The sequence below is a fragment of the Thermodesulfobacteriota bacterium genome (assembly GCA_026415035.1).
GTDB lineage: Bacteria > Desulfobacterota > BSN033 > BSN033 > UBA1163 > RBG-16-49-23.
On record JAOAHX010000007.1, the window covers coordinates 1 to 23,621 of the forward strand.

At 57.3% G+C, this 23,621-nt stretch carries 24 protein-coding genes and 1 riboswitch; of the genes, 6 read left to right on the plus strand and 18 right to left on the minus strand.

Annotated features, from left to right (window positions below; genetic code table 11):
- Positions 1-413 (minus strand): hypothetical protein (locus tag N3G78_05890; protein MCX8117443.1); only part of this gene is annotated, 413 nt, incomplete at its 3' end.
- A 116-nt stretch (positions 414-529) separates the two neighbouring features.
- Between N3G78_05890 and der the strand changes: the two genes are divergently transcribed.
- The 5 genes from der (at position 530) to N3G78_05915 (ending at position 6,227) form a co-directional block, all read left to right on the plus strand.
- Complete coding sequence (gene der, locus N3G78_05895; protein ID MCX8117444.1) at positions 530-1,849, plus strand: ribosome biogenesis GTPase Der; 1,320 nt, start codon at positions 530-532, stop codon at positions 1,847-1,849.
- Between the two features lies 1 nt (position 1,850).
- Positions 1,851-3,407 carry an efflux RND transporter periplasmic adaptor subunit gene (locus N3G78_05900; protein ID MCX8117445.1) on the plus strand — a complete coding sequence of 519 codons (1,557 nt, stop codon included), beginning with the start codon at positions 1,851-1,853 and terminating at the stop codon, positions 3,405-3,407.
- A gap of 70 nt (positions 3,408-3,477) precedes the next feature.
- Entirely contained in the window at positions 3,478-4,164 is a 687-nt protein-coding gene (locus N3G78_05905; GenBank protein MCX8117446.1) for an ABC transporter ATP-binding protein, read from the plus strand.
- Entirely contained in the window at positions 4,161-5,390 is a 1,230-nt protein-coding gene (locus tag N3G78_05910) for an ABC transporter permease (GenBank protein MCX8117447.1), read from the plus strand. Before N3G78_05905 ends, N3G78_05910 begins: the two co-directional genes overlap by 4 nt.
- A 24-nt stretch (positions 5,391-5,414) precedes the next feature.
- Complete coding sequence (locus N3G78_05915) at positions 5,415-6,227, plus strand: sulfite exporter TauE/SafE family protein (GenBank protein ID MCX8117448.1); 813 nt, start codon at positions 5,415-5,417, stop codon at positions 6,225-6,227.
- Between the two features lie 24 nt (positions 6,228-6,251).
- Here N3G78_05915 and N3G78_05920 read toward each other — a convergent pair whose 3' ends face one another.
- The 10 genes from N3G78_05920 to N3G78_05965 all read right to left on the minus strand — a co-directional run bounded on the left by N3G78_05920 (position 6,252) and on the right by N3G78_05965 (position 16,260).
- Positions 6,252-6,932 (minus strand): GntR family transcriptional regulator, encoded by a 681-nt coding sequence (locus N3G78_05920; protein ID MCX8117449.1) that lies wholly within the window; start codon positions 6,930-6,932, stop codon positions 6,252-6,254.
- 12 nt (positions 6,933-6,944) lie between these two features.
- The gene (locus tag N3G78_05925; GenBank protein ID MCX8117450.1) at positions 6,945-8,432 is read right to left on the minus strand and encodes a tripartite tricarboxylate transporter permease; all 1,488 of its coding nucleotides are present in this window, start codon (positions 8,430-8,432) and stop codon (positions 6,945-6,947) included.
- Between the two features lie 20 nt (positions 8,433-8,452).
- Positions 8,453-8,944 (minus strand): tripartite tricarboxylate transporter TctB family protein, encoded by a 492-nt coding sequence (locus N3G78_05930; GenBank protein ID MCX8117451.1) that lies wholly within the window; start codon positions 8,942-8,944, stop codon positions 8,453-8,455.
- A gap of 16 nt (positions 8,945-8,960) precedes the next feature.
- On the minus strand, positions 8,961-9,944 hold the full coding sequence (locus N3G78_05935) for a tripartite tricarboxylate transporter substrate binding protein (protein MCX8117452.1): 984 nt from the start codon (positions 9,942-9,944) through the stop codon (positions 8,961-8,963).
- 65 nt (positions 9,945-10,009) lie between these two features.
- Positions 10,010-11,191: an aminotransferase class V-fold PLP-dependent enzyme gene (locus tag N3G78_05940; protein MCX8117453.1), complete on the minus strand. Its 1,182-nt coding sequence runs from the start codon at positions 11,189-11,191 to the stop codon at positions 10,010-10,012.
- A gap of 22 nt (positions 11,192-11,213) precedes the next feature.
- Complete coding sequence (locus N3G78_05945) at positions 11,214-12,935, minus strand: hypothetical protein (protein ID MCX8117454.1); 1,722 nt, start codon at positions 12,933-12,935, stop codon at positions 11,214-11,216.
- Positions 12,936-12,985: 50 nt separating this feature from the next.
- Entirely contained in the window at positions 12,986-13,438 is a 453-nt protein-coding gene (locus N3G78_05950; protein MCX8117455.1) for a 4Fe-4S dicluster domain-containing protein, read from the minus strand.
- A gap of 65 nt (positions 13,439-13,503) precedes the next feature.
- Positions 13,504-14,811 (minus strand): FAD-dependent oxidoreductase, encoded by a 1,308-nt coding sequence (locus tag N3G78_05955; GenBank protein MCX8117456.1) that lies wholly within the window; start codon positions 14,809-14,811, stop codon positions 13,504-13,506.
- 30 nt (positions 14,812-14,841) lie between these two features.
- On the minus strand, positions 14,842-15,489 hold the full coding sequence (locus tag N3G78_05960) for a hypothetical protein (GenBank protein ID MCX8117457.1): 648 nt from the start codon (positions 15,487-15,489) through the stop codon (positions 14,842-14,844).
- A 9-nt stretch (positions 15,490-15,498) separates the two neighbouring features.
- Entirely contained in the window at positions 15,499-16,260 is a 762-nt protein-coding gene (locus N3G78_05965) for a 4Fe-4S dicluster domain-containing protein (protein MCX8117458.1), read from the minus strand.
- Between the two features lie 367 nt (positions 16,261-16,627).
- On the opposite strand from N3G78_05965, the gene N3G78_05970 reads away from it, so the two are divergent.
- A complete protein-coding gene (locus N3G78_05970) occupies positions 16,628-16,870 on the plus strand; it encodes a 4Fe-4S dicluster domain-containing protein (GenBank protein MCX8117459.1) in 243 nt (80 codons plus the stop codon).
- On the opposite strand, the gene N3G78_05975 is transcribed toward N3G78_05970, so the two are convergent.
- The 7 genes from N3G78_05975 to N3G78_06005 form a co-directional block, all read right to left on the minus strand.
- Entirely contained in the window at positions 16,867-17,610 is a 744-nt protein-coding gene (locus N3G78_05975) for a DUF169 domain-containing protein (protein ID MCX8117460.1), read from the minus strand. The genes N3G78_05970 and N3G78_05975 overlap by 4 nt on opposite strands.
- A 9-nt stretch (positions 17,611-17,619) precedes the next feature.
- Complete coding sequence (mog, locus tag N3G78_05980) at positions 17,620-18,111, minus strand: molybdopterin adenylyltransferase (protein ID MCX8117461.1); 492 nt, start codon at positions 18,109-18,111, stop codon at positions 17,620-17,622.
- Between the two features lie 60 nt (positions 18,112-18,171).
- Positions 18,172-18,669 (minus strand): MOSC domain-containing protein, encoded by a 498-nt coding sequence (locus N3G78_05985; GenBank protein ID MCX8117462.1) that lies wholly within the window; start codon positions 18,667-18,669, stop codon positions 18,172-18,174.
- A complete protein-coding gene (gene moaC, locus N3G78_05990; protein MCX8117463.1) occupies positions 18,666-19,151 on the minus strand; it encodes a cyclic pyranopterin monophosphate synthase MoaC in 486 nt (161 codons plus the stop codon). The genes N3G78_05985 and moaC overlap by 4 nt, the downstream gene beginning before the upstream one ends.
- Before the next feature lie 52 nt (positions 19,152-19,203).
- Positions 19,204-20,187, minus strand: a complete 984-nt coding sequence (gene moaA, locus N3G78_05995) for a GTP 3',8-cyclase MoaA (GenBank protein MCX8117464.1) — start codon at positions 20,185-20,187, stop codon at positions 19,204-19,206.
- Between the two features lie 78 nt (positions 20,188-20,265).
- A complete protein-coding gene (locus tag N3G78_06000) occupies positions 20,266-22,185 on the minus strand; it encodes a molybdopterin biosynthesis protein (GenBank protein MCX8117465.1) in 1,920 nt (639 codons plus the stop codon).
- Complete coding sequence (locus tag N3G78_06005; protein ID MCX8117466.1) at positions 22,182-23,411, minus strand: molybdopterin molybdotransferase MoeA; 1,230 nt, start codon at positions 23,409-23,411, stop codon at positions 22,182-22,184. The genes N3G78_06000 and N3G78_06005 overlap by 4 nt, the downstream gene beginning before the upstream one ends.
- A gap of 88 nt (positions 23,412-23,499) precedes the next feature.
- Positions 23,500-23,620, minus strand: a riboswitch (molybdenum cofactor riboswitch).
- Position 23,621: the final 1 nt, after the last annotated feature.

Genomic DNA, 23,621 nt, shown 5'->3' on the forward strand with positions numbered 1-23,621 from the left:
GGAGGGTTGAGCTCGACCTCGAAGGTGATCGATTCGATCTTTTCCCTGGGGAGGGAGAAGCCGAAGATGAGCACCCTGCGGTTCAACGGTGGGAGAGGCTGGGAGAAGGTCATCTCCTGGGGTGGAAATGCGAATTCCTCGGCAGGTTTCTTGTCGGCAAAGATCACCTCTTTTTGCGATACGATCACTTTGATCGAATTGGCCGGCGCAGACGCAACCCGGCTCTGGTTCACGACCTCCACATAGAGTTCGATCAGTCTTAGGGGCGTGGGAGAGGACTCCACTTCCCGAAATCTATGACTGATCTCTCCCAGTTTCACGATGGGCGCCTCTTTGGAGGCGGGTTGCGCTTGAGCCGCTGCGGAGATTAGCGTCAAAAAGAATAGTATCGGAAGAATACCGGCCCTGCTCATCTCGCCCATTCTGTCCTGATCCCCATTTTATTAAAAATTCCGAAGATTTTCAAGAAGTTTGTTTGACGAGACGGGTTGTTTTATAATGACGTTGACCTATCGGAGATCCGCAAACGATGAAACCTCTCTTGGCGATCGTCGGAAGGCCCAACGTCGGCAAATCGACCCTCTTTAATCGAATTTTAGGGGGGAGGAAGGCCATCGTCTTTAACGAACCGGGCGTCACCCGGGATCGAAATTATGCGGATGTGACCTGGGAGGGAAAGGCCTTCACGCTGATCGACACCGGTGGGTTCGAGCCGATCTCGAAAGATCGCATCTTTCTCCAAATGCGGGAGCAATGCCAGCTGGCGATGGAAGAGGCCGACGGGATCCTCTTCGTCATGGATGGAAAGGAGGGTCTCACCCCTTCGGACAAGGAGATCGCCGACCTCCTGAGGAGGCTCAAGAAACCCGTCTTTTACGTCGTGAATAAGATCGATGGCCCCGGAAAAGAGGACCGGACCTTCGAATTTTATGGCCTCGGGGTCGAGCGGCTCTTTTCCATCTCAGCGGAGCACGGATACGGTGTCAATGAATTAATGGACGAGGTGATCCAGACGCTCCCCGAAGGGGCCGAAGAGCAAGGGAATGGAGAAAGGGTGAAGGTGGCCCTCCTGGGAAGGCCCAATGTGGGGAAATCGTCGCTGATCAACCGCATCCTCGGCTACAAGAGGGTGTTGGTGGATGAGGCGCCGGGCACGACCCGTGATGCCATCGACACCCATTTCGAACGGGATGGAAAGCGCTACACCCTGATCGATACCGCAGGGATTCGGCGAAAGAGCCGCATCAGCCTTCGCCTCGAAAAGTACAGCATCGTGGAGGCCCTCCGGACGATCGACCGTTGCGATGTGGCGATCCTCCTCATGGATGCGAAAGAGGGCGTCACCGATCAGGATGCCAGGATCGGCGGGTTCATCCACGAGAAGGGCAAGGGATGTATCCTGGTCTTGAACAAGTGGGATCTGGTCAAAAAGGATTCCGAGACGCTGTCCGCCTATGAAGAAGGCGTCCATGAACGGTTGAAATACCTTTCGTATGCTCCGGTCCTGTTTATCTCGGCCTTGACAGGCCAGCGGGTGGGGAAGGTCCTCGATCTGGTGGACCGGGTGGCCGAGGAGGCGCGCAAAAGGATTCCCACCGCGATGTTGAACAAGGCCCTGAGAGAGTGGGTGGAGAAGGTCCCTCCGCCCTCTTACCGCACCCGGGCGGTGAAGCTCAACTATATGACCCAGGTCTCGGTCGCCCCTCCCACCTTCAACCTCTACACGAACTTTCCGGAAGGCATCCATTTCTCCTACGAACGCTATCTGCTGAATCAGATCCGGGAGTCTTTCGGCTTTACGGGAGTTCCGATCCGACTCCAATTCAAGAAGAAGAGAAAGGAACGTTGAGATGGCCAATCGCCGAAGGAGGAAATCGATATTCGTCCTCGCCGTCGCCCTCATCGTGCTCGGAGGGTGGGGAGGATACCAGATATGGGGCCGCAAAGAGGCCGGCCAGAAGTTCAGGACGATGAGGGTGGAGCGGGGCGAGATCCGCTCCGTGGTCACGGCCACCGGCACCATCAACCCCGTCACCACCGTCCTGGTGGGAAGCCAAATTTCAGGGACCATCAAAGCCCTCTATGCCGATTTCAATTCCCTCGTCCGAGAGGGCCAGGTGATCGCCCAGATCGATCCCGCCATCTTCGAGGCCCAGGTGGAGCAGGGGAAGGCGAGCCTTCTGAATGCACAGGCCAACCTATTGAAAGCCCAGGCCAACCTCAAAAACGCAGAGGCCAATCTCAAGAAAGCCGAGGTGGCCGTCATCGATGCGAAGAGGACCCTGGACCGCAACCGGGAGCTCATCGAGAAGCGGGTGATCGCACAGGCCACCCTGGAAGCGGCCGAAACCCAGTACGAGACCGCCCTTGCCCAGAGGGAGGTGGCCAGGGCCCAGTTAGAGGCGGCCAGGGCCCAGGTCGAATCGAGCAAGGCCCAGGTCGAACAGGCCAGGGCCAGCCTCAAGGTCTCCGAGACCAACCTGAGATATACGACGATCCGCTCTCCTGTGAACGGCATCGTCATTTCGAGGAATGTCGATGTGGGCCAGACCGTGGCGGCAAGCCTCCAGGCCCCCACCCTATTTACGATCGCCAAGGATCTGACCCAGATGCAAGTGGATACGAACGTGAGCGAGGCCGACATCGGGAGGATCGCAAAGGGTCAGAGGGCGACCTTCACGGTCGACGCCTTTCCCGATCGGACCTTTCAGGGAAGGGTCTCGGAGATCCGGAATGCGCCCCAGACCATTCAGAACGTCGTCACCTATAATGTCGTGATTCAGGTGGAGAACAGGGATCTCCGATTGAAGCCCGGGATGACCGCCAATGTCTCCATCGAAATCGAACACAAAGAGAACATTCTGAAAGTTCCCAATGCGGCCCTGAGGTTCAGGCCGGAGTCTATCAAAAGGGAGAACCAATCGCATGGGGCCTCGGCCAAATCGGAATCGTCCCTCTCCCATTCAGGGAGGAGCCTCCTGGAACGGCTGACCAGGGAACTGGGCCTGACGGCAGAACAGCAATCCCGGGTGGAGATGGTCCTTCGCAGCGCCAAGGCCGAAATCCAGGAGATCAGGGAGAGATCCAGACCTGAGGAGGCCCAGGCTCATATCCGGGCCTTGATCCGGCAGAAGATCTGGGGGATTTTGACGGAGGAGCAGAGGGAACGCATGAAGGAGATGGGACGGTCTTCCGAAAAGGCACCGGCCCGACCGGGGAGGGTCTGGGTCCTCGGAAAGGATGGAAAACCCAGCCCGGTGGAGATCCTTGTCGGGATTACCGATGGGACCTTCAGCGAGGTGGTCAAGGGAGAGCTCGAGGAGGGGACCGAGGTCGTGGTGGAGGAGGTCGTGGCCAGAAAGCCGAAATCGGGCACACCCGTCCCTTCGATCAAAGGGCTTCGCTAAACCGAACCGATCACCGGCCTCGATCCCTTTTTAAATTTCGGGAGAAGAAAGTTTCGGGCAAATAATAATGATGGGACCGCTCATCCAGGTCAGGGATTTAGTCAAAGTCTACCATCTCGGCGAGGTGGAGGTGGAGGCCCTCCGGGGCGTTACCCTCTCGATCGAGAAGGGAGAGTTCGTGGCGGTGATGGGAGCCTCAGGGTCGGGCAAATCGACCTTCATGAACATCCTCGGACTGCTCGATCTGCCCACCCGGGGGGAATATCTCCTCGAAGGCCAGACCAGTTCAGATCTTTCGGGGGATGAGCTGGCCGAGACTCGGAATCGGAAGATCGGTTTCGTCTTTCAGGGGTTCAATCTCCTGAGCCGGACATCGGCGATCGAGAATGTGGAGCTTCCCCTGATCTATGCCGGCCTCCCCAAAAGGCAGAGGCGGGAGATGGCCGAACAGGCCCTCAACGCGGTGGGTCTGGTAGGAAGGGCCCATCACCATCCGAGCCAACTGTCGGGCGGAGAGCAGCAGCGGGTGGCCATTGCGAGGGCCCTGGTCAATCGGCCTTCCATCCTCCTGGCCGATGAGCCGACCGGGAACCTCGACTCCCGGACGAGCCAGGAGATCATGCGAATCTTCCAGAGGCTCAACGGAGAGATGGGGATCACCATCGTCATGGTCACTCACGAACAGGACATCGCTGCCTACGGGAAGCGAAGGGTCCTCTTCCGGGACGGCAAGGTGGTGGAGGATTCTGCGGGATGACGACCCTTCTGGCCAGCCTCAGGATCGCCCTCCGGGCCTTGATGGTCAACAAGATGCGCTCCGGACTGACCATGCTCGGGATCATCATCGGCGTGGGGGCTGTGATCGCCATGATCGCCGTGGGTTCCGGGGCGAAGAAAAAGATCTCGGATCAGATCGCCAGCATGGGATCCAATATCCTGATCGTCCTCTCCGGAAGCGCCACCAGCGGAGGATTGAGACATGGGCCCGGGACCGTTCCAACCCTCACGGTGGAGGACGCCAAGGCGATTCAGTCTGAGATTCCCGGGGTAAGGCTCGTCGCCCCTCATCTATCGGGTGTTGCCCAGGTCGTATTTGGAAATCAGAATTGGTCCACAGTGGTCTATGGGACGACTCCAGAGCTTCTTGAGATCCGGGAGTGGGCCCTCCAGTCGGGAAGGGGCTTTACAAAACAGGAGCTCGACGGCGCGGCCAAGGTCTGTCTGTTAGGGAAGACCGTGGTCGACAACCTCTTCGGGGGGATCGACCCCATCGGTCAGATCGTCCGGATCAAGAAGGTCCCCTTCACGGTGATCGGCGTCCTCAGCCCCAAGGGACAATCCACCTTCGGCACGGACCAGGACGATACGATCTTCGTTCCCCTGACGACGGCTCAAAAACGCCTCTTCGGCCAGCAATTTCCCGGGATGGTGAGGGTGATCACGGTCCAGGCGAGGGAGCCCGAGCTGATGAAGTCGGTGGAGGAGCAGATCACCGAGCTCCTCCGCCAGAGGCACCGGATCGGACCGGGGCAGGAGAATGACTTCTCGGTTCGAAACCTGACCGAGGTGGCCACGAGCGCGGAAGAGTCGGCCAGGGTGATGTCCCTGCTCTTGGGGGCCATCGCCTCCATCTCCTTGATCGTCGGCGGAATCGGTATTATGAATATCATGCTCGTCTCGGTGACGGAGCGGACCCGAGAGATCGGGATCCGGATGGCCGTGGGCGCCCGGGGCAAGGATATCCTGCTTCAGTTCCTGATCGAATCGCTCGTCCTGAGCCTCGTGGGAGGCGTCCTGGGGATCGGAGTGGGGATCGCCGGCACCTTCATCCTCTCCCACTTCACCCAGTGGCCCATCCTCTTTTCGGTCGAGGCCATCGGCCTGGCCTTCCTCTTTTCGGGGTCCGTCGGGGTCTTCTTCGGGTTCTATCCTGCCCGAAAGGCCTCCCGCCTCAATCCCATCGAGGCGTTGCGGTATGAATGAAATCCTGATTTCGGAAGGAAGGAGATGACGCTGATCGAATTTTTTCTCTTCATCGGAGTGGGGTGCATCGTCGGCTTCCTCGCCGGCCTCTTCGGCGTGGGCGGCGGGTTTGTGATGGTCCCCGTGTTGATCCTCAGTTACGAGCACCTGGGCATTTCTCCCGAGGTGCTGACCCATATGGCCATCGGAACCAGCCTCTTCGTCGTCCTCTTCTCCTCCGTCACCAGCGCCTATCAGCACAGCCGGCTGAAGAACATCGACTGGCGGGCCGTGCTGATCCTCGGCTTCTCCAGCGCCTTGAGTGCCTTTTTGACCGCCAAGGTGGCCTCCTGGCTAAGCGGAAGGCAACTGCGGGTCGCCTTCGCCATCATCGTCAGTTTGGCCGCCATAAGGATGTTGACGGAGAGCGAGACCAAGGCCGAGAAGAAGATGGAGTCCTTTCAAAGACCCAATGGCTACGGTTTAGGGGGGATCGGTTTAGGGGCAGGGGTCGTTTCCGCATTGGCCGGGATCGGCGGAGGGCTTTTTACCATCCCCATGATGTACCATTTCCTCCATTTCCCATTAAAACGGGCGATCGGGACCTCTTCGGCCGCCATCTTTATCACGGCCTTCTTCTCGGTTGCAGGTTACATCCTCAACGGGATGGGCCGTCCAGGGTTGACCGAGTGGAGTTTGGGGTTCGTGGATCTTCACCGGGGGATCGCCCTTGCCCTGGGCACCCTCTTCCTGGCGAGGCTGGGTGCGAAGGTCTCTTTTAGAATGAATCCCCATCGCTTGCGCAAGCTCTTTGCCCTTTTCGTCATCCTCATCTCGATTTATATCATCGCCAGATGAAAAGGGAGGTTCACCCATCCCTCTTCAACTCACCCCAAAAAGGGATAACAGGGCGTCTTCTTTGGCCTCCCGGATGTGTTCCCTCATCACCCGCTCACAGAGATCGGGGTCCCTCAACTGAAGGGCCATGATGACCTTTCGGTGGCCCTCGACCGCCCTCTTTCCACCATCGGGATATCTCAGGGTATCCTTCCGGTATCGGAGGACGAACTTTCGGATGTCGACCATCAGCCGGAGAAGTTGCCTCTTGTCACCAATCATCGAGTGGAGGGCGTCATGGAACCGGGTGTTCCACTTGAAGACCTCTCCGATTTTCCCTCTTTTTAGGGCCTCTTCGGCTTTCTGGATGAAGCGGTTGAGTTGGTCGAGCTCTTTATCGGATATCCTTTTCGAAACGATCCTCAAGGCATACCCTTCCAGGATGGCCCGGATCTCAAAGAGCTCCTCGACCTCCTCTCGCGAGTCACCGGCCACAAAAAATCCTCTCTTGTTCCGGGGTTTGACCAGCCCCTCTGCCTCCAGTTTATGGAGCACTTCCCTCACCGGCGTCCGGCTCACCTTGAGGGTCTTTGCCAGGTTTTCTTCGGTCAGTTTATGGCCGGGAGGGAGGCGGCCCGAAAGGATCGCCGATTTCAGATAGGAATAGACCCTTTCCCTCGCAGGGAGGGCAGGGTTCCCTCTCGATTTGTCCTTGGGGTTCTCCATGGGATCGCCGTTTCAGTCCTCTTCGATGATCTTCGGCTTTTTTCGGATCACGCTGTAGAGGATGGAGATCAGGGCGATGGCCAGGATGATCCCAGCGATGGGTCGGAAGAGAAAGGCCGACAGGTCATAGTCGACCATCCTCATCCCCCTCCTCAAGGAAATTTCGGTGAGATTGCCCAGGACCAGGCCGATGATCATCGGCGCAATGGGATAGTTATACCTCTTCATGAAATAGCCGATCACCCCGAAGAAGAACATGATCCAGAGATCGGTGGGGTCGTTTCGAATCCCATAGGAGCCGATGGCGGCGAAGATGAAGATGCAGGGGCCGAGGATCGAATAGCGGATCCTCCGGAAGTTGGAAAAGACCTTGGCCACCCCGAGCCCGGCGAAGAGCATGAGGATGTTGGCCAGAAACATGGCCAAGAAGATGGAGTACATGAGCTTCGGTTGGTTCATGAAGAGCATGGGACCGGGTTGCAACCCGTGGACGAGGAAGCCGCCGATGATGACCGCTGTGGTGGCGCTTCCAGGGATGCCGAGGGTCAGCAGGGGGACCATCGCGCCTCCGGTGGCCGCATTGTTCGCCGTCTCGGGAGCGGCGATGCCTTCCGGGATACCCGTTCCAAACTTTTCAGGGTTCTTGGACCACCGGACCGCTTCGGCATAGCCCACAAAGGCGGCGGTGGTCGCACCCACTCCCGGAAGGATGCCGATCCACGTCCCGATGAGGGCCGACCGGAGGACGAGCCACTTCATCCTTAAGATTTCTTTGAGCTTGGGAAGTTTGGTCGAAACCTTTTCGAGAAAGACCTCCTTGGTATCCAGACGGGTCTCGGATCTGGCGAGGATTTCGCCCACCGCAAAGGCCCCGATGATGGCGGGGATGAAGTTGATCCCTCCGATGAGGGCCTTTCCGCCGAAGGTGAACCTCGGATCACCGGTCATGGGGTCGATCCCCACGGTCGCCATCAGAAGCCCGAAGACACCGGAGATGGCCGCCTTCTTCATCCCCCTTCCACCGAGGGAGGCGATGAGGGTGAGGGCGGTGATGGCGAGGGCAAAATACTCCGGCTGGGAGAAGGTGAGGGCGACCCTGGCCAACAGGGGGGAGACGAGCGTCATGACGACCACGCTGAAGAGCCCTCCGAGACAGGAGCACATGACGGCAAAGCCGAGGGCCTGAGCGGCCTTGCCCTTTTTGGCCATCTCATAACCGTCGAAGACCGTGGCCGAGGCCTCGGGGGCTCCCGGGACATTGAAAAGGATGGCCGAGATGGAGCCTCCGTAAGTCCCCCCACAATAGACGGCCGACAGCAGGGCGAGGCCATTGATCGGGCTCATGGCGAAAGTGAAGGGGATGAGGAGGGCCGTTCCCATGGTGGAGTTGAGACCCGGAACCGATCCGAGGATGACGCCGAGGAGGACCCCGCCCCAGATGATCAGGAGGGTCAGGGGATTGAAGACATTCTGAATGGCTCCCAACCAGATATCGAGCATGGCGGTCTTCTCCCTTTCCTTCAATAGAAGAGGTGGCTGAAGTCGAGAAAGATACCTGTGCCCCGGGGAAGGGGGACGTACATCGCTTTGGTAAAGACGTAGACGATGAGGACGGTCATGCCGAGGGAGACCCCGATCATCCAGGCCTTCTTCCTCTCTCCTAAGAGATACATGAAGGCGATGAGAAAGAAGGGGGTGAGGGCGATGAACCCCACCACCTTCAACAGGAGGAAGTAGAGGACGATGAATCCGATGGCCAGAAGGAGCCTCCCCTTGCCCTTATCCCATTTGGGGGCGCCTTTCGCCTCTTCCCCTCCCTTCCTCTTTTGTCGAAGGGCATCCACTGCCACGAGGAGGCTCAGGCCCATGAGGCAGACGAGGAGAAACTCGGGCCAGTAGGCCGGCCCGAGTTTCGCATAGACGTCATGTCCCTCAAATTTCTGGGCCTCGAAAAAGAGGAAGAGGGAGCCGAAGAAGATCACCCCGCTGATGATCAGTTCTCCGAGTATCATCGTTTTTTTCTCCCGTCTATTTCTTCTTCAGGTATCCGAGTTCTTCGAAGATCTCTTTATATCTCACGTACTCTTCGTCCCAGAACTTTCCGAACTCCTCCGGCCCTTTCCATCCTGGTCGAAGATCGAGGAGGTTGGCCTTTTCGATGGCCTTGTAGTTGGGATCCTGAGAGCATCTCTTCAGGACATCCGCCAAATAGTCGATGATCTCCTGGGGCGTCCCTTTCTTCACGGCGAGCCCTCTCCATCTCCCCATGGTGATGTCGTATCCCAGCTCTCTCGCCGTGGGGACATCGGGGAATTTTTCGAGCCTCTTCTCCGTGAAGACGACGAGGGGCCTCAATTTTTTTGCCTCAAGGAGGGACATGATCACCCCGGGTTCTTCATGGAGAACATCGATATGCCCTCCCAGGACGGCCGCATGGGACTCTGGGGCCGAGTCGAAGGGGATGTATTTCACTTTGATGCCCGCCTTTTTGGCGAAGAGCATGATGATGACCTCGTCCGGGCTGGCCGGGGTCGTTCCGGTGAACTGGAGCTTTCCAGGGTTCTCCTTGGCGTATTTGATCACCTCCTGGATGGTTTTAAAGGGGCTCTCGGCCCTCACATAGAAGATGCTCTGGTCTTGCTGAACCATGCAGAGGGGGGCAAACTCCTTGTAATTTTCACGGCCGAAGATCGTATTGATGATCTGTTCAGGGCTGAAATTGTAGATGGTGTACCCATCCGCAGGCTGGGAGAGGACATAGGTGGAGGCCTTCACCCCCGCCCCTCCGGTGAGATTGGTGACGTTGATGGGAACCCGGAGGATGGCCCTGGCCGGCATCATCAAGCTTCGAACGAAGATGTCGCTTCCCCCCCCTGCCCCATACTGGACGACCACCTCGATCGGCCGCGTGGGGTAATCTTTGGGTTTCGGGACCTGAGCCAAAGCCCCTCCTATGGCTGACAGGATCAGGAGGCTGACGATCAAAACGGTAACAAACGCTCTTCCTTTCATGGAACTCCTCCTTTCGAAAAAGTCAAAAGCGGGATTCTTCCTCCCAGACGATCGCCGACCTTCTCTTACGATTGGCTTTTGGTGAGATAATCCAGCGCCTCTGATACACCTCCTTTCGAGAACGGGATCCGGGCGAGGGAAAGGCCCATCTCGATCCCACAGAGGGTCCCGGCGAGCATGAGCTCGTTGAAGTCTCCCAGATGGCCGATGCGGAAGACCTTTCCCCTCAATTTTCCAAGCCCTGTTCCAAGGGACATGTTGAATTTTTTCAGGATGAGACCCCGGAGCTCATCGGCGTCATATCCATCGGGCATGACCACGGCCGTTAGGGTGGAGCTATATTCTTCGGGAGAGAGGCAGAGGATGTCGAGTCCCCAGGCCCGGACCGCGCGACGGGTGGCCTCCGCGAGGCGGCGATGTCGAGAAAAGACCTGTTCCAGGCCCTCCTCGAACAACATCCGAAGGGATTCTCTGAGGCCGTAGAGGAGATTGGTGGCAGGGGTATAGGGAAAGAACCCCTGCTGGTTGTCGCGGATCATGGCTTCCCAATCCCAGAAGGATTTGGGGAATCGGGATCCTTTGGCGGCTCTCAGGGCCTTCTCGCTGATGGCGTTTAACCCCAGACCCGGGGGGAGCATCAGGCCCTTTTGGGAACAGCCTACGGTGACATCGACTCCCCATTCATCGTGCCGGTAATCGATCGAGGCGAGCGAGGAGATGGTGTCGACCAGGAAGAGGGCCGGATGGCCGGCACGATCGATGGCCTTTCGGACCTCGGCGACCCTGGTGGTGACGCCTGTGGAGGTTTCGTTGTGGACGATGGCCACGGCTTTGATCCGTTGCCCCTTATCCCTCGAAAGGATCTCCTCTACCTTCGCGGGATCGACGCCCCTTCTCCAATCTCCGGGGACGAACTCGACCTCAAGGCCGAGCCTGACGGCCATATTCCGCCAGAGGGTTGCAAAGTGGCCTGTCTCGAACATCAGGATTTTGTCGCCGGGAGAGAGGGTGTTGACCAGAGCCGCTTCCCAGGCGCCCGTTCCGGAAGAGGGAAAGATCACCACCTCTCCGGACGTCTGAAAGACCTTTTTTAGGCCCTGAAGCACCTCCCGGGCCAGTTGGGCGAACTCAGGTCCGCGGTGGTCGATGGTAGGCTGGGACATGGCCCTGAGGACACGGTCAGGGACATTGGTGGGTCCTGGAATTTGAAGGAAGTGCCTTCCGCTCTGAAAGGGGAATTGGGTCATCGAGGGCCCTTAAAGCCAACTCTCATTCCCAGGATTTGCCGCTGATGCCGTAACCGGTTTCGCCGCGGAGTTCCTTCGCGATCCAACGTGCCTTCGCACGGGCCTCCATCTTCTTCTCGGTTGGAATGACAAGCCTCGCCCCTAATTTTTCTTGACAGAATTGGCTCAAGACCTCCATCACCTTCGTGCTTCCCGTCACGGGCAGGGCTGGCCAGAAGTAGGTGGTGATGCCCATGGCCACCAGCCCCATCGCCTCCGTCACTTCGGAGCTTCGGTTGGCCTCGGGAAAACAGGCCACGATCGGGAGGGGCTGCCCATCTCTCTTCCCGACCTTTCCCAGGGCGAGGATGAAATCGATCAGCCCTCTTTCTCCTCCTCCGACGTCGATCACCGCAGGGATCTCCTTCCCCAGGGAAGAGAGGAGATCGGAGAGGGCTTTTCCACAGTATTTTTCCTTTGACTCGGGGTTTAGGAGTCCATATTTCCCGAGGGCGATGCTGGCTTCCCCTTTGGAGAAGCAGAGGATATCCTGGCTTAAGAATTCTCTGGCCATCAGGGTGATTTCCTGGTCTTGCGTATATTTCACATTGTTACTTCCGCCAAATAGGACCAGCCCCTTCAACACCCCTTTCTGGAGGCCCGCCGTGACCTTTTTGAGATCGACCTGTTTCTGGGAGAAGCCCATCATGGCCCATTCTTTGGTCTCGGGAATGTCCTTGGGGAGATTCCGGCGGAACTCGAAAGACTTTTTGGTCCTTTCCACGATCTCTTTTGCCCAACGGTTGAGGTCTTTTTCAGGATTTAACGTCTCCGTAGGGACAATGGGGACCTCGAAGGCTTTGGCGATTTGTGCCAGTGAGGGATGAACCCATTGGTCTCCCATCACCACCAGATCGACCGCCCCGGTCATGAGGGCGATTTCTTGGGAGCCATATCCCGTGGCCACCGGAAAACGGAAGGGGGGGAGGAGGGGGTCGTTACAGACCACCATCACCTGGATGGCCTCTTTCTTCGCCACCTCCGCTATCTTTCGCTTCAGAATCGGGGAGAAATAACCCAGGAGGAGGAGGTTCGGAGAATCCTTTTTGAGCCCTCCCAGATTGACTTCGATCCGGGTCGGTTCCACCTCGCCGAAGACGGAGGTGATCAAGTCCCCATAGAGCCTCTGAGCGAAGCAGGCCAGGAGAGAGGATTTGAAGGCCCAGAGCAACACCTCCTCGATCCCGGATGCCCCACCTTCCAATTTCTGGGAGGCCTTGAAAAGGTCCCTTCCGATCCCTTCGGGAAGGATGGCCAAGGATTCCCATCGCCGGAGCCATGGGCTTGGAAGATCTTTTTTGGATCCTGCGCCCCCGTTTCGAAAAAGGGCCTGGGTCTCTTTGAGCAGTTGGGCGGTCCGGGTCTGTTGGGCGGGTTTGATCTTGGTCGCCTCGATCCCGTGGGCGAGCTCATACAACCGGTCGAGATGGGTCATGGCCCCCTTCAAAACCAGCCTCAGGAGAGACTGGGCGGCCATGAGATCCCTGTCCTTTCCGCAGACCCCCATTTTGTTCGAGTCGCGAAAAGGGTGGCTGATGCAGGGGCCCTGAAGGCAATCCCGACAACTCAAGCCTGTTTCGCAAAATCCGCACTCCGGGAGCTGGCCTTCGAAGCGATCCCAGGCCAGCGATACCTCACTCTCGGCAGCCTTGGGCAAGAAATATTCGACCGCAGGATCCATGGTCTTTTTCTGAATGAATTCCATCTCGAACTCCTTTCTCTCCTGAAAATCAGATCGATGGGATATCCTTCTCGTTAAAAGGCTTTGGCCCGATAATCTTTTCTCTCCTCCAAGGTGATCGCCTGGGTGGGGCAGACCTCGGCGCAGATGGGGTAGCCCATGTTACGGCAGCGATCACACTTGATCGCTACTTTCATGGCAGGGGAGGGATGGATGATCCCAAAAGGACAGGTCATCACGCACATCCAGCAGGCGATACAGGTGGGCTCGTGGACATAAACCAGTCCCGTGTCGGGATCTCTCCGCATGGTCCCGTTGGGGCAGGCTTCGATACAAGGAGGCTCCTCGCAGTGACGACATTGGAGGGCGAAGGGCTTTCCTTCCACATAGACCCGGGGAACGGGTCGAGGTTCTTCTTGGATCGCCCGATGGAGCTCTTTGGACACCGAAGAAATCTCTGTCCCACACCAGAGCTCACACTGGTGGCATCCGGTACATTTGTTTTTGTCGACCATCAGAATTTTCACGGCTCTTTCCTCCCGCTCCTTTTAGGCCTCTTTTTCTTCGAAGTTAAACCCCCAGGCCCCCTGGTTTACAGCATCGTGTCCATGATCTCCTTATATTCCGTTTCGGTGAAACGATCCGCATTCTTCCGGATCAAGGGCAGCAGGCCCATGAAATTGAGGTCCCGGCTCATCAAGAGGGAGAGGGATTCGGAGACATCGATCCTTTTCTTCATGAGCACATGGAAGAGCCCGGCCTTCTGGGTCTGGCCGACCAGGATCGCTCCGACCAGCCGGCCGTTCTTCAAAATCAATTTTCGGTAGGTGTCCTTGGTCCTCCTCTTGATTTCCTGAAAAGTCTCCCCGCTTTCGCAGCTGGAGCAGGTTTCAGCCTGGGTGAGTCCCATCGAGATGGCAGGAACCCCGATGAAGTTTCCGATCGAATTCCTCCGAAAGGATCCTTCGTAGAGGGTCTTTCGGCCGGCCATGTTTAAGCCTGCGATGCGCCCCTGCTCGATGGCGCAGGGCCAGATGGCGTTGATCCATTTTGAATCCCGGGTGATGTCGTAGGTCTCCGCGACATCGCCAGCCGCATAAATATCAGGCACGCTCGTCCTCATGGAGTCATCGACCGAAATCCCCCCCAGGCTGCCGATCTCGATGCCCGCCGTCTGGGCCAGTTCAACGGCCGGCTTGATCCCAACCGCCACCACGACCAGATCACATTCGATCTCCCGGGCATCGGTCAACACACTTTTGACCTTTCCGTTCCCATTGAACCGGAGGGCCTTTTCCCCGGTGATCGTCCTGATCCCGAGCTGTTCGATCCTTTTCCGGATGATGGAGGCCGCCTCTTCGTCGAAAACGGTTGGAAGGACATGCCCTAACTGTTCCAGAAGCGTGACCTCCATCCCCCTTCTTTTTAGGCTGATGGAGGACTCCACCCCCACGCTCCCCGCCCCAATGACCACGGCCTTTTGGCCTTTGAAATGATAGATCCTGTCGGCATCGGCCATGGTCTTCAGGGGCGAGACCCCCTCCTTTTCGATTCCCGGGATGGGGGGGATGATGGGATTCCCTCCGGTAGCCAGGAGGAGTTTATCGAAAGGATAAACCTCTCCGGATTGGGTGTGGATCGTTTTGGAACTGACGGCGATCTCCTGAACCCTCACGCCCAGGTGGGGGGTCACCTTCTGCTGTTCGAAGAAATCCGCCGATCGGAAGTTCAGAAAGGGTTTGGAGAGTTCTTCCGCGATGTAATAGGGAAGGAGGACCCTCGAAAAGAGGGGCGTGGCTTCGTCGCTGAAAAGGTCGATCGGGGAGTCTCGATCGATGGAACGGATGGCCTCGATGGCACTGATGGCCGCCGCACTCCCTCCGACGATGACATATCGCATAGGCAACTCCTTTTCGTCAGGCTTGGCGTCTTAATACAGGCTGTGGACCATATACAAGGGGAGCAATTCTTTGAACAACTTGATCCCCCGGGTCAAATTGTAGTTTCCACACGTACAGCATTTCGACATCTCGAGGCAGGCCTCCTCGATGGTCCTCCGTCCCCGCTTCACATCCCGCACCATCTTGCAGACCAGGTCCGAAGAGATCATGGCATGGCCGCACATGGTGGTCGTCTTGAGGACCTCGTAGGGAGGTAACCTCTCGGTCTGCCCCCAGGTCCCTAAGGAGTATTCGATCGTATGGATCCGGCCCAACCCCGCCTCCTCCATGCACTGCTGGACAATGTCACTCACCCCCGAGATGATGATCGAGATGCCGGGCCGGTTCTCCTTCAGATCCTTCAGGAGGGCGACGATCTTCTCTCGGTTGTCGAAGGTGCACTGGACGATGGTGCTGTCGGTCATTTTGCTCAGGATTTCGTCCATCGTAGTGTTGTAGATGTTTCCCGTCTTCATATCGCCCAGATTGATGGGGCCATGTTTGTAGCAGATGCTCAAGAACTTCTGGGTCTTGGGCGCCGATCCGGCTTTGTTGATGCCCGTGGCCGGACATCCCAGGACCACGAAATCGTCTTTTAGATCTTCCAGGCTTCCTCTGCGATGCAGGCTGTGGGTCATGATCGCCTCCTAAGATGGGTCTTCGTAAAATTTGAAGGCCGGTTCTCCGAGCCCCAGGTTGTTTTTGGTGTTGAGGGAGTACCAGATGCCCAGGGCTTCCAGGATCGGTTTCACCGGGATCTCTCCCTCGGGGGGGACCTTGGTGATCAGATCGACGCTGAAGACCGTATCGACCTCCTTCGCCACCCTCTGGAGGACCTTCAGGGCCTCGGGGAGTTTTTCGATTTTGCATTTTCCTTCGATGATGGCGGAGGTCGCCTTTTCGTTCAGGATATCTTCTCTCAACTTTCCGGTCGTCTTGTCGGACATGAAGTGGGTGACCGGATTTTCTTCGGCCAGTTCATAGCCGATGTCCGCACCCATCAGGGCCATGGCCACCTTTTCCACGTCCCGGAAATAGGCGCCGATCCCCGGCCTTCCCAGTTCGACGCCAATCCCCACCTCTCCCGGTCGAAACCGCCCCGAGACATCGTTCGTCTTCATCTCCTCGGTCCCCCGACCAGGGACTTGGGAGCCTTTGAACTCGATCAAGGGATTGCTTAAAATCCCGCGGACCTCTCGGGGCCAGACCATCTCGGGTTGATAGAGGGCCTTGACGGGGCAGATGTTGGCCCGGAGGCACACCCCGCAATCGGTACACTGGTCCTGATCGATCTCGATATAGACCCTCCCGGGAATTTTCTCGTGCCGTTTAAAGGTCTGAATCCTTCCCATGGGACAGTAGGGAAAACATCGTTTGCAAGCAATGCATTTATCGGGGTCCGCTTTCATACACCCTCCTTTTAGGTCCTCCCTCTCCCCTGGCCGACCCCCTCCGGTTCGAACCAGGTCTTCGGTGCACAGAGCAATTTTGTATACAAAAAGAACCCGAACTCGAAATTCGAAACCCTTTTATAACAATTGGACCAGAATGTCAAGAAAAAAATCCAAAAGAAAAAATCTTATATATTTTCAAATAGATATATGATGAACAGGACATCTTCAGGGCCGGGACGAAAAAAGAAATGCTCCCAAGGGAAAAGGGGGAAACCCTTACGATTGGATACAATTTAAGGAGATTCACCGCTTGACATTTGGGGCGGGGCGGGTTTTAAAAAATAGACGCAAAAGGGTAAACCCTTTCAAGGAGGGACATTCCGTGCCTTATCGAGTCATCCTGCAAAGGGAAAAATGCCGCGGGTGTGAAGCCTGCGTCGAGATCTGTACGGTCCGGGTCTTCGAGGTGAAAGAGGGAAGGGCGATCCCTGTTCGAGAGGAGGATTGCGTCGGTTGCAGGAGTTGTGTAGAGGTCTGTAAAGAGGGAGCCTTGGCGATGAAGGAGGTCCAGCCCGAACTTTCCGAGACCGCCCAGAGGTTATTGGCAAAGCTCTTCAGCGATTAAGCCAAACGGCGGAGGACCTTCCTCCAGCTTTCGGTCTCGAGAAAGCTTCCGGCCACATTCTCCAGAAGGTTCGAAAAGAGGGCGTAGGGCATGGAGAGGGTGAGCACCTCTTTTTCGACCATGGGCCTTGCTGACACATCGAACATCCCGAGGACGGCCCGGGGCTTTTCCTTGACGGCCTCTTTCAAAGGGTAGGTGAGGAGAAGACTGCAACCCGAGCCGAAAGGGGTATAGACCGCATCGGTCCGTTCTAAGGCATAATTGGTCAGGGTGAACAACCCGGAGAGGAGATCGGGCGGGGCGAAGAAGACGACGACCTCGGGTGGCGAGTCCTCCTGGAATTGCTCGATCGGCTTGAAGACACAGTACGTCGCCGGTGCCCTTCTTGGAATCATCTTGGCAAAGAATTCTCTGGCCCGCTCAGGCGTTTTGATATAACGCTCCCCCTCCATCTCCCCGGGAATGCCGCAGGAGAGGAAGTATTCGATCTTCGGCATGGGCGACTCAAAAAAGCCCATGTAGTAGGCCCCTCCGGGACAGCCGAAGTGGGTTTTGTCAAAATAGACCACCTTTCCTTTCTTTCGAGCGTTCTGCAACAGGCCGATCATACAGCCGTGGATCCCCTCTTTGGGGGTGATCCCTTCGGGTTTCTCATCGGTATAAAAGATGCCCAGAGGGGATTCTTTCAATCCGAGGGCGCTCCGGAAGGCCTTCCATTTCTCTTCGGGAACAAGGGGCATGGGTCCTCCTCAAGGTGAAGCGCAATCCGACGGGTCGCCCTTCAATTTGGAAAGGGCATGAGGCAGGGCCGGAAGGATCACCTGTAGGTTTTCCCTCACCCCTTTCGGGCTTCCCGGCAGGTTGACGATCAGACTGCCTCCCCTCACCCCGGCGACGGCCCGGGAGATCATGGCGTGGGGCGTCTTTTTCAAGCTCTCCGCCCTCATCGCCTCGGCCAATCCCGGGACCTCACGTTCGATCACCTCTTTGGTGGCCTCTGGGGTGACATCCCTTGGGCTCAATCCCGTTCCGCCGGTGGTGAGGATGAGATCGGCTTTCCATTCATCGGCACATCTCATGAGGGCTTGCGCGATCCGTTCCTTTTCGTCCGGGATGATTTCATAATGGACCACCTGGGCTGGAAGGGCCTGGACCATCTCTTCGATGAGGGGACCGCTTACGTCCTCCCGCTCGCCCTTCGAACCCCGGTCGCTGATGGTTAAGATGGCCACTTTGAACATATTCCCTTCCTTAATGACGAGGATCGAGCCTCGACCTCCGAAACCCATCGGGTCGTCAAATCAACAACCCTCTCCGTCAGGGGCCATCGGATTTGGATTTCGTCCTTCCGATTTTTCGATGATGATCTCATCTCCAACCTTCACCACGCCTTCTTCGATCACCTCCGCGAAGATCCCTTCCCTCGGCATGACGCAGTCTCCGGCCTGGTAATAGATGGCGCACCGCTCATGGCACTCTTTCCCGATCTGGGTGACCCGGAGAAGCACCGAATCCCCGATACGGATCTCCGTGCCGAGGGGAAGATGGACGAGGTCGATCCCCTCGGTCGTGATGTTTTCGGCGAAATCCCCAAAGCCCACCGGCAGCCCTTTTTCCTTCATCTTTTCGATCGATTCTTTAGCCAAAAGACTCACCTGCCGATGCCAGGGGCCCGCGTGGGCATCCCCTCGGAGGCCGAAGTGTTTCAAAACGGTACAGGATTGAACATTTCTCTTCTTGGTGCCTTTCTCATCGCTGATATTTACGGCCAGCACCTTCCCCCTTTGACCGCGAATCATGATCGCCTCCGAGCTCGGTAGGTCCCGCTTTTCCCCCCGGTCTTTTTGACGAGATGGATGTCCGAGATCACCATCCCCCGATCGATGGCCTTGCACATATCGTAAAGGGTCAATCCCGCCGTGGCCACCGCCACCAGGGCCTCCATCTCCACGCCGGTCTTGGCCTTGATCCTCACCGTCGCCTCGATGTCGATCCGGCTCTCCTCCTCGAACGGATGAAAATGGATCTCCACATGGGAGAGGTTGAGGGGATGGCACATCGGGATCAGGTCCGAGGTCTTTTTGGCCGCCATGATCCCCGCAATTTTCGAGACGGAGAGGACGTCCCCTTTGGCCACCTTCCCGGAAAGGATCTGTTTGAAGGTCTCGGGTTTCATGAACACCGACCCCCGGGCGATGGCCTCCCGGAGCGTCTCTCTTTTCCCGCTGACATCGACCATCCTGGCCCGGCCCTCCGGGTCGAAATGGGTCAACTTCGGCATGGGTCTCTCCTTAAGGTTTGCCTTTGATTTCCATGGGGAGGGGTGCGTTTTCTCATCCTCCGATGGCCGACATGTTCCTCTGGCATTTTTTAAACTGGTTCGTATTGAGGGGATGCCTCGCCGGCTTCTGGTTGAGCGCGATGAGGAGTTGTTTTCGGACATCCTCGTCGCTTCCGCCGTTTCGGAGGAACCCCTTGACCTCGATTTCGTCATCGGAAAACAGGCAGGTCCGGATCTTCCCGTCAGGGGTCAAGCGCAATCGGTTGCAACGGCCACAGAAATGATCGCTCACCGGTCCGATCAGGCCGATCTCTCCCTTGGCGTCTTCGAACCGATATCGCCGGGCGGGGCCGTCCCAAGGATCGAGGGGAAGGGGGATCAGTCTTCCCATCTCCTCGAGGCGACGCTTGATCTCGGAGGTGGTGATGATATGGCCCTCCCTCCACTCCTCCCCATTTCCTGCGGGCATATATTCGATATAGCGCACAATCAGGGGATGCTCGAGGGTGAGCCGGGCAAAGGATTCGATCTCATCGTCATTGAACCCCCGGATGGCCACCATGTTGATTTTAATAGGGGAGAGGGAGACCCTGATCGCCTCTTCGATTCCCTGCCAGACCCGATCGTAACCGTCCCTCCGGGTGATCTCCAAAAATTTTTGGCGGTCCAGGGTATCGAGGCTGATGTTAATCCTCTTCAGCCCCGCCCTTTTGAGTTGCCCGGCGAACTCTCCCAGGAGCAGGCCGTTGGTCGTCAGGCTCAAATCCCTGATCCCTTCGATCCGGGAGAGATTAGAGACAAAATCGATGATCCCCTTCCGGACCAGAGGCTCTCCTCCGGTTAACCGGACCTTAGAGATTCCCTCTCTCACAAAGACGCGAACGATCCTCAAAATCTCTTCATAGGTGAGGATCTCTTCATGGGGCGTCAGGGCGAGCCCTTCCTCAGGCATGCAGTACCGACAGCGCAGATTGCACCGGTCGGTCACCGAGATGCGAAGGTAGTTGATTCTTCGTTGAAAAGGGTCGAATAACATCTTCTCGATAAGAGCCCGATGGCTGCGTTGGGGACCCGAACCGGGGCCCTTCCTTTCCCTTCCCCCCTGAACCCCCGACTATGGGCTTAACAGTTCTTCTCCCGTCATCGACACATCGTAGCCCCCGAGCCGGAGGACTTCTTCTTTAAACCTTTTCGAGCGGATGGTCTCGATCACCTTCTGGACCCTTTCGTCCTTCAGATGGGAGGCGGGAATGACGAGGTCGTAGCGTTCTCTGACAATGGGAATAAAGTCAAGCCCCATCGCTTTTGCGGCCGAAAGGATCCCCAAACCCGCATCCACCCGGCCATGGGCCACCAACGAGGCCACGGTCATATGAGAATACTCTTCGTTTTCATATCCTCTGATCCGAGCCGGATCGAGAGAGAGTTTTTTAAGTTCCTGGTCCAGAAGGATCCGGGTGCCAGAACCTTTTTGGCGGTTGACGAAGGTGAGGTCTTCCCTCACGAGATCTGCCAACCCTTTGATCCCTTTTGGATTGTTTCTTTGGAGGATCAACCCCTGCTCCCGGTGGACGAGATTGATCACCTTGAAGTCGACCTTTTTCAGGTATTTCCGGAGGTAGGGGAAATTATACTCCCCTGTGTCTGGGTCGAGCAGGTGCATGCCCGCGAAATGGCAGATTTCGTCCCTGATGGCGAGGATCCCCCCAAGGCTTCCAACGGAATGGGAGGAGAGAAAGAGGGGGGGATAGGTTTGGCGGAGAAACCGGCCGAGGAGGTCGAGGGTGAGGTCATGGCTCCCCACCATCACCACCGTATGGTGAATCTCTTCAAGGGGCCTGAGGAGTTCGACCTCGACCTCCTGTTGCTCTTCGAGCCCTTCCGAATCGGGCGGGATCCGAAGGATCCCATCCGCCTTTGTGAGCGAGGAGAGGAGCCCTGCCCCCCGGGGAAGGGGAGAGGCGATATACCTCTCTTGGATCTTGCCCACGTTCACCCGGAGAAGCTCCTCAGTGCCGAGCTTCGAGGGGATCTTCCTCGAGGGGATGGCTTTGATCCTGATCCGTTTGGGTTCGGTGAGATGGAGGGTTCGATAGAGCAAGGGTCGGACCAGCTCTTCGTAGGCCATGATGGCCGAAACCGGGTAGCCGGGAATGCCCACGATCGGTCGATGGAGAAACCTTCCGAGGAGGGTCGGTTTCCCGGGCATCATGGCAATTCCGTGGGCATAGACCTCTCCCGAGGTTTCGATGAGGAGGCGGGTATAGTCTTCCGAGCCGGCGGAGGAGCCGGCAAGGATCAGGATGAGATCGACCTCCTCGACCTTGGCGAGGAGGGCCTGTCTGATCTTCTCGGCGTCGTCCTCCACGATGGGAGACCTGATCGGTTTTCCTCCATCTTCCCGGACCAAATGGGCGATCACATAGGAGTTCGAATCGATGATCTTATCCAACGGCCTGGAGAGGTCGAGCGTCTCGGGATCGACGAGCTCCGAGCCGGTAGGAAGGATCAGAACTCTGGGTTGTCTCTTCACGGCGATCTCCCGGTGGCCACTGGCAAGCAAGGCCCCGAGATCGTAGGGGGTGATCTTATGATTTTCCGGAAGGACCATCTCGGTGGCGATGATATCTTCTCCGATCGACCTCACATGCTGGTAGGGATGAGCGGCCTGCCGGATTTCGACCTCATCCGGGCCGATCTGGTGGACCTCTTCGATCATGATGACCGCGTTCATCCCCGGTGGGATGGGTTGCCCGGTATTGACGAAGACGGCCTCCTGACCGACCCTCAATACTCTTGGAAGGCTTTCCGAGGCGCCATAGGTCGACTCTGCCCGGACCGCAATCCCATCCATCGCCGCACAGTGAAAGGGCGGAGAGAAGACTTTGGCAAAGATCGGTTCGGCCGTCACCCTTCCCGAGGCTTGAGTGACCGGAAGGGTTTCCTGCTCAAGCCGGATGAGGTCGGCCATCCTCAAGGCGATCTCTCGGGCTTCCTTTAGAGAGATTTTTTTAAGGTAAATATTCCGCCTCATAGAAGGACCAATTCTGCCTCTTCCCCTTCTTCAAGCCCTTCGGCATCGATATCGATCTTTAGAAGGCCATCGGCCTTGGCCAGGTGGGCAATGGCCCCTGACTTCCCGAAGAGGGGGAAGGCCCAAAGGGCCCCATCTTTTTCGGTCAGGGTCACCCTCACATAATCCTCGCGGCCGGCAACAGAGGGGATGTTTCGGCCCGCCTTCACCCTCCATCTCCATTTCGGTCTGGCCTCCTCCTCAAGGCCGGAAAGGAGGTTCAGGAGGGGTTTCCCGACGAGGTGGAAGATGATCATCGCCGAGACCGGATGGCCTGGAAGGCCCAGAAAGGGCTTGCCCTCCACCTCCGCAAGGAGGGTTGGCTTTCCCGGCCTGACCGATAATCCGTGGCCGAGGATTTCCCCTCCCGGGAAGGATTGAAGGACTTCGGCCACGAGGTCGAGGGTGCCCACCGAACTCCCGCCGGTGATCACCACCATATCCGATTCCTTCAAGGCCTTTCCGATCTTCTCCTTGAGATCTTCAAAGCGGTCTTTGGCGATTCCGAAAAAGAGGGGAATGCCCCCGCTTTCCGTCACCATGGAGGAGATGGTGTATCGGTTGATATCCCTTACCTCACCCGAAGCGGGTTTCTGCTCCACAGGGATGATCTCATCCCCGGAGGAGAGGACACCCACCTTGGGCCTGAGATAGACCAGGATCCGGGCCCTTCCGATGGCCGCAAGGAGGCCAAGTTCCCTTGGACGGAGGAGGATGCCCCTCCGTAGCAAGCGCTCTCCTGCCCGAAGGTCCTCCCCGACCTGAATCACATTTTCGTATGGGGAGAGGGCCTTAAAGGCATGGATCGTGTGAGCATCGACCCATTCCGTATACTCGATCATCTCCACAGCATCGGCCCCGGCCGGGATCATCCCTCCGGTGGCGATCTTGGCCGCCTCCCCATCCTTCAGGAAGATCTTCGGGGGCCTTCCCATGGGAATCTCGCCCACCACGCGGAGGAGGGCAGGATTCTTTTCGGAGGCTCCAAAGGTATCCTTCGCCCTCAGGGCAAATCCGTCTACCGTTGAACGGGGAAATTCGGGGATGTCCGTTGAAGAGACCACATCCTCCGCCAGGACCCGGTGGAGCGATGCTTCGAGCGGAATTTCCTCGACCGAAAGGGGCCGGAATCGATCCAGCTTCTTCAGGAGCTGATCCGGCGTCTGAACCTTAAAGAAACCCTTCATCCCTGACCGCCTCGCCAACGGAGGAACCGGAACCCTTGAAAGACGTTGCAAAATGAAAAAGCCGATTCCCGTGTTAGGAAATCGGCTCGTGTCTCCTTTTCCATCTCCTTTCCAAACACGGGAGGTAGGGCCGTTTCCAGCCATACCCTATCGGCCGTCTTCCATATCCCTCTGGGATTTAGGAAGAAAGCTCGGAGATCCTTTTAATTC

Excerpts from the sequence above, each read along its gene's own strand:
- der (MCX8117444.1), top strand. The coding sequence starts at position 530 with ATGAAACCTCTCTTGGCGATCGTCGGAAGGCCCAACGTCGGCAAATCG.
- N3G78_05900 (MCX8117445.1), top strand. The coding sequence starts at position 1,851 with ATGGCCAATCGCCGAAGGAGGAAATCGATATTCGTCCTCGCCGTCGCC.
- N3G78_05905 (MCX8117446.1), top strand. The coding sequence starts at position 3,478 with ATGGGACCGCTCATCCAGGTCAGGGATTTAGTCAAAGTCTACCATCTC.
- N3G78_05910 (MCX8117447.1), top strand. The coding sequence starts at position 4,161 with ATGACGACCCTTCTGGCCAGCCTCAGGATCGCCCTCCGGGCCTTGATG.
- N3G78_05915 (MCX8117448.1), top strand. The coding sequence starts at position 5,415 with ATGACGCTGATCGAATTTTTTCTCTTCATCGGAGTGGGGTGCATCGTC.
- N3G78_05920 (MCX8117449.1), bottom strand. The coding sequence starts at position 6,932 with ATGGAGAACCCCAAGGACAAATCGAGAGGGAACCCTGCCCTCCCTGCG.
- N3G78_05925 (MCX8117450.1), bottom strand. The coding sequence starts at position 8,432 with ATGCTCGATATCTGGTTGGGAGCCATTCAGAATGTCTTCAATCCCCTG.
- N3G78_05930 (MCX8117451.1), bottom strand. The coding sequence starts at position 8,944 with ATGATACTCGGAGAACTGATCATCAGCGGGGTGATCTTCTTCGGCTCC.
- N3G78_05935 (MCX8117452.1), bottom strand. The coding sequence starts at position 9,944 with ATGAAAGGAAGAGCGTTTGTTACCGTTTTGATCGTCAGCCTCCTGATC.
- N3G78_05940 (MCX8117453.1), bottom strand. The coding sequence starts at position 11,191 with ATGACCCAATTCCCCTTTCAGAGCGGAAGGCACTTCCTTCAAATTCCA.
- N3G78_05945 (MCX8117454.1), bottom strand. The coding sequence starts at position 12,935 with ATGGAATTCATTCAGAAAAAGACCATGGATCCTGCGGTCGAATATTTC.
- N3G78_05955 (MCX8117456.1), bottom strand. The coding sequence starts at position 14,811 with ATGCGATATGTCATCGTCGGAGGGAGTGCGGCGGCCATCAGTGCCATC.
- N3G78_05960 (MCX8117457.1), bottom strand. The coding sequence starts at position 15,489 with ATGACCCACAGCCTGCATCGCAGAGGAAGCCTGGAAGATCTAAAAGAC.
- N3G78_05965 (MCX8117458.1), bottom strand. The coding sequence starts at position 16,260 with ATGAAAGCGGACCCCGATAAATGCATTGCTTGCAAACGATGTTTTCCC.
- N3G78_05975 (MCX8117460.1), bottom strand. The coding sequence starts at position 17,610 with ATGCCCCTTGTTCCCGAAGAGAAATGGAAGGCCTTCCGGAGCGCCCTC.
- mog (MCX8117461.1), bottom strand. The coding sequence starts at position 18,111 with ATGTTCAAAGTGGCCATCTTAACCATCAGCGACCGGGGTTCGAAGGGC.
- N3G78_05985 (MCX8117462.1), bottom strand. The coding sequence starts at position 18,669 with ATGATTCGCGGTCAAAGGGGGAAGGTGCTGGCCGTAAATATCAGCGAT.
- moaC (MCX8117463.1), bottom strand. The coding sequence starts at position 19,151 with ATGCCGAAGTTGACCCATTTCGACCCGGAGGGCCGGGCCAGGATGGTC.
- moaA (MCX8117464.1), bottom strand. The coding sequence starts at position 20,187 with ATGTTATTCGACCCTTTTCAACGAAGAATCAACTACCTTCGCATCTCG.
- N3G78_06000 (MCX8117465.1), bottom strand. The coding sequence starts at position 22,185 with ATGAGGCGGAATATTTACCTTAAAAAAATCTCTCTAAAGGAAGCCCGA.
- N3G78_06005 (MCX8117466.1), bottom strand. The coding sequence starts at position 23,411 with ATGAAGGGTTTCTTTAAGGTTCAGACGCCGGATCAGCTCCTGAAGAAG.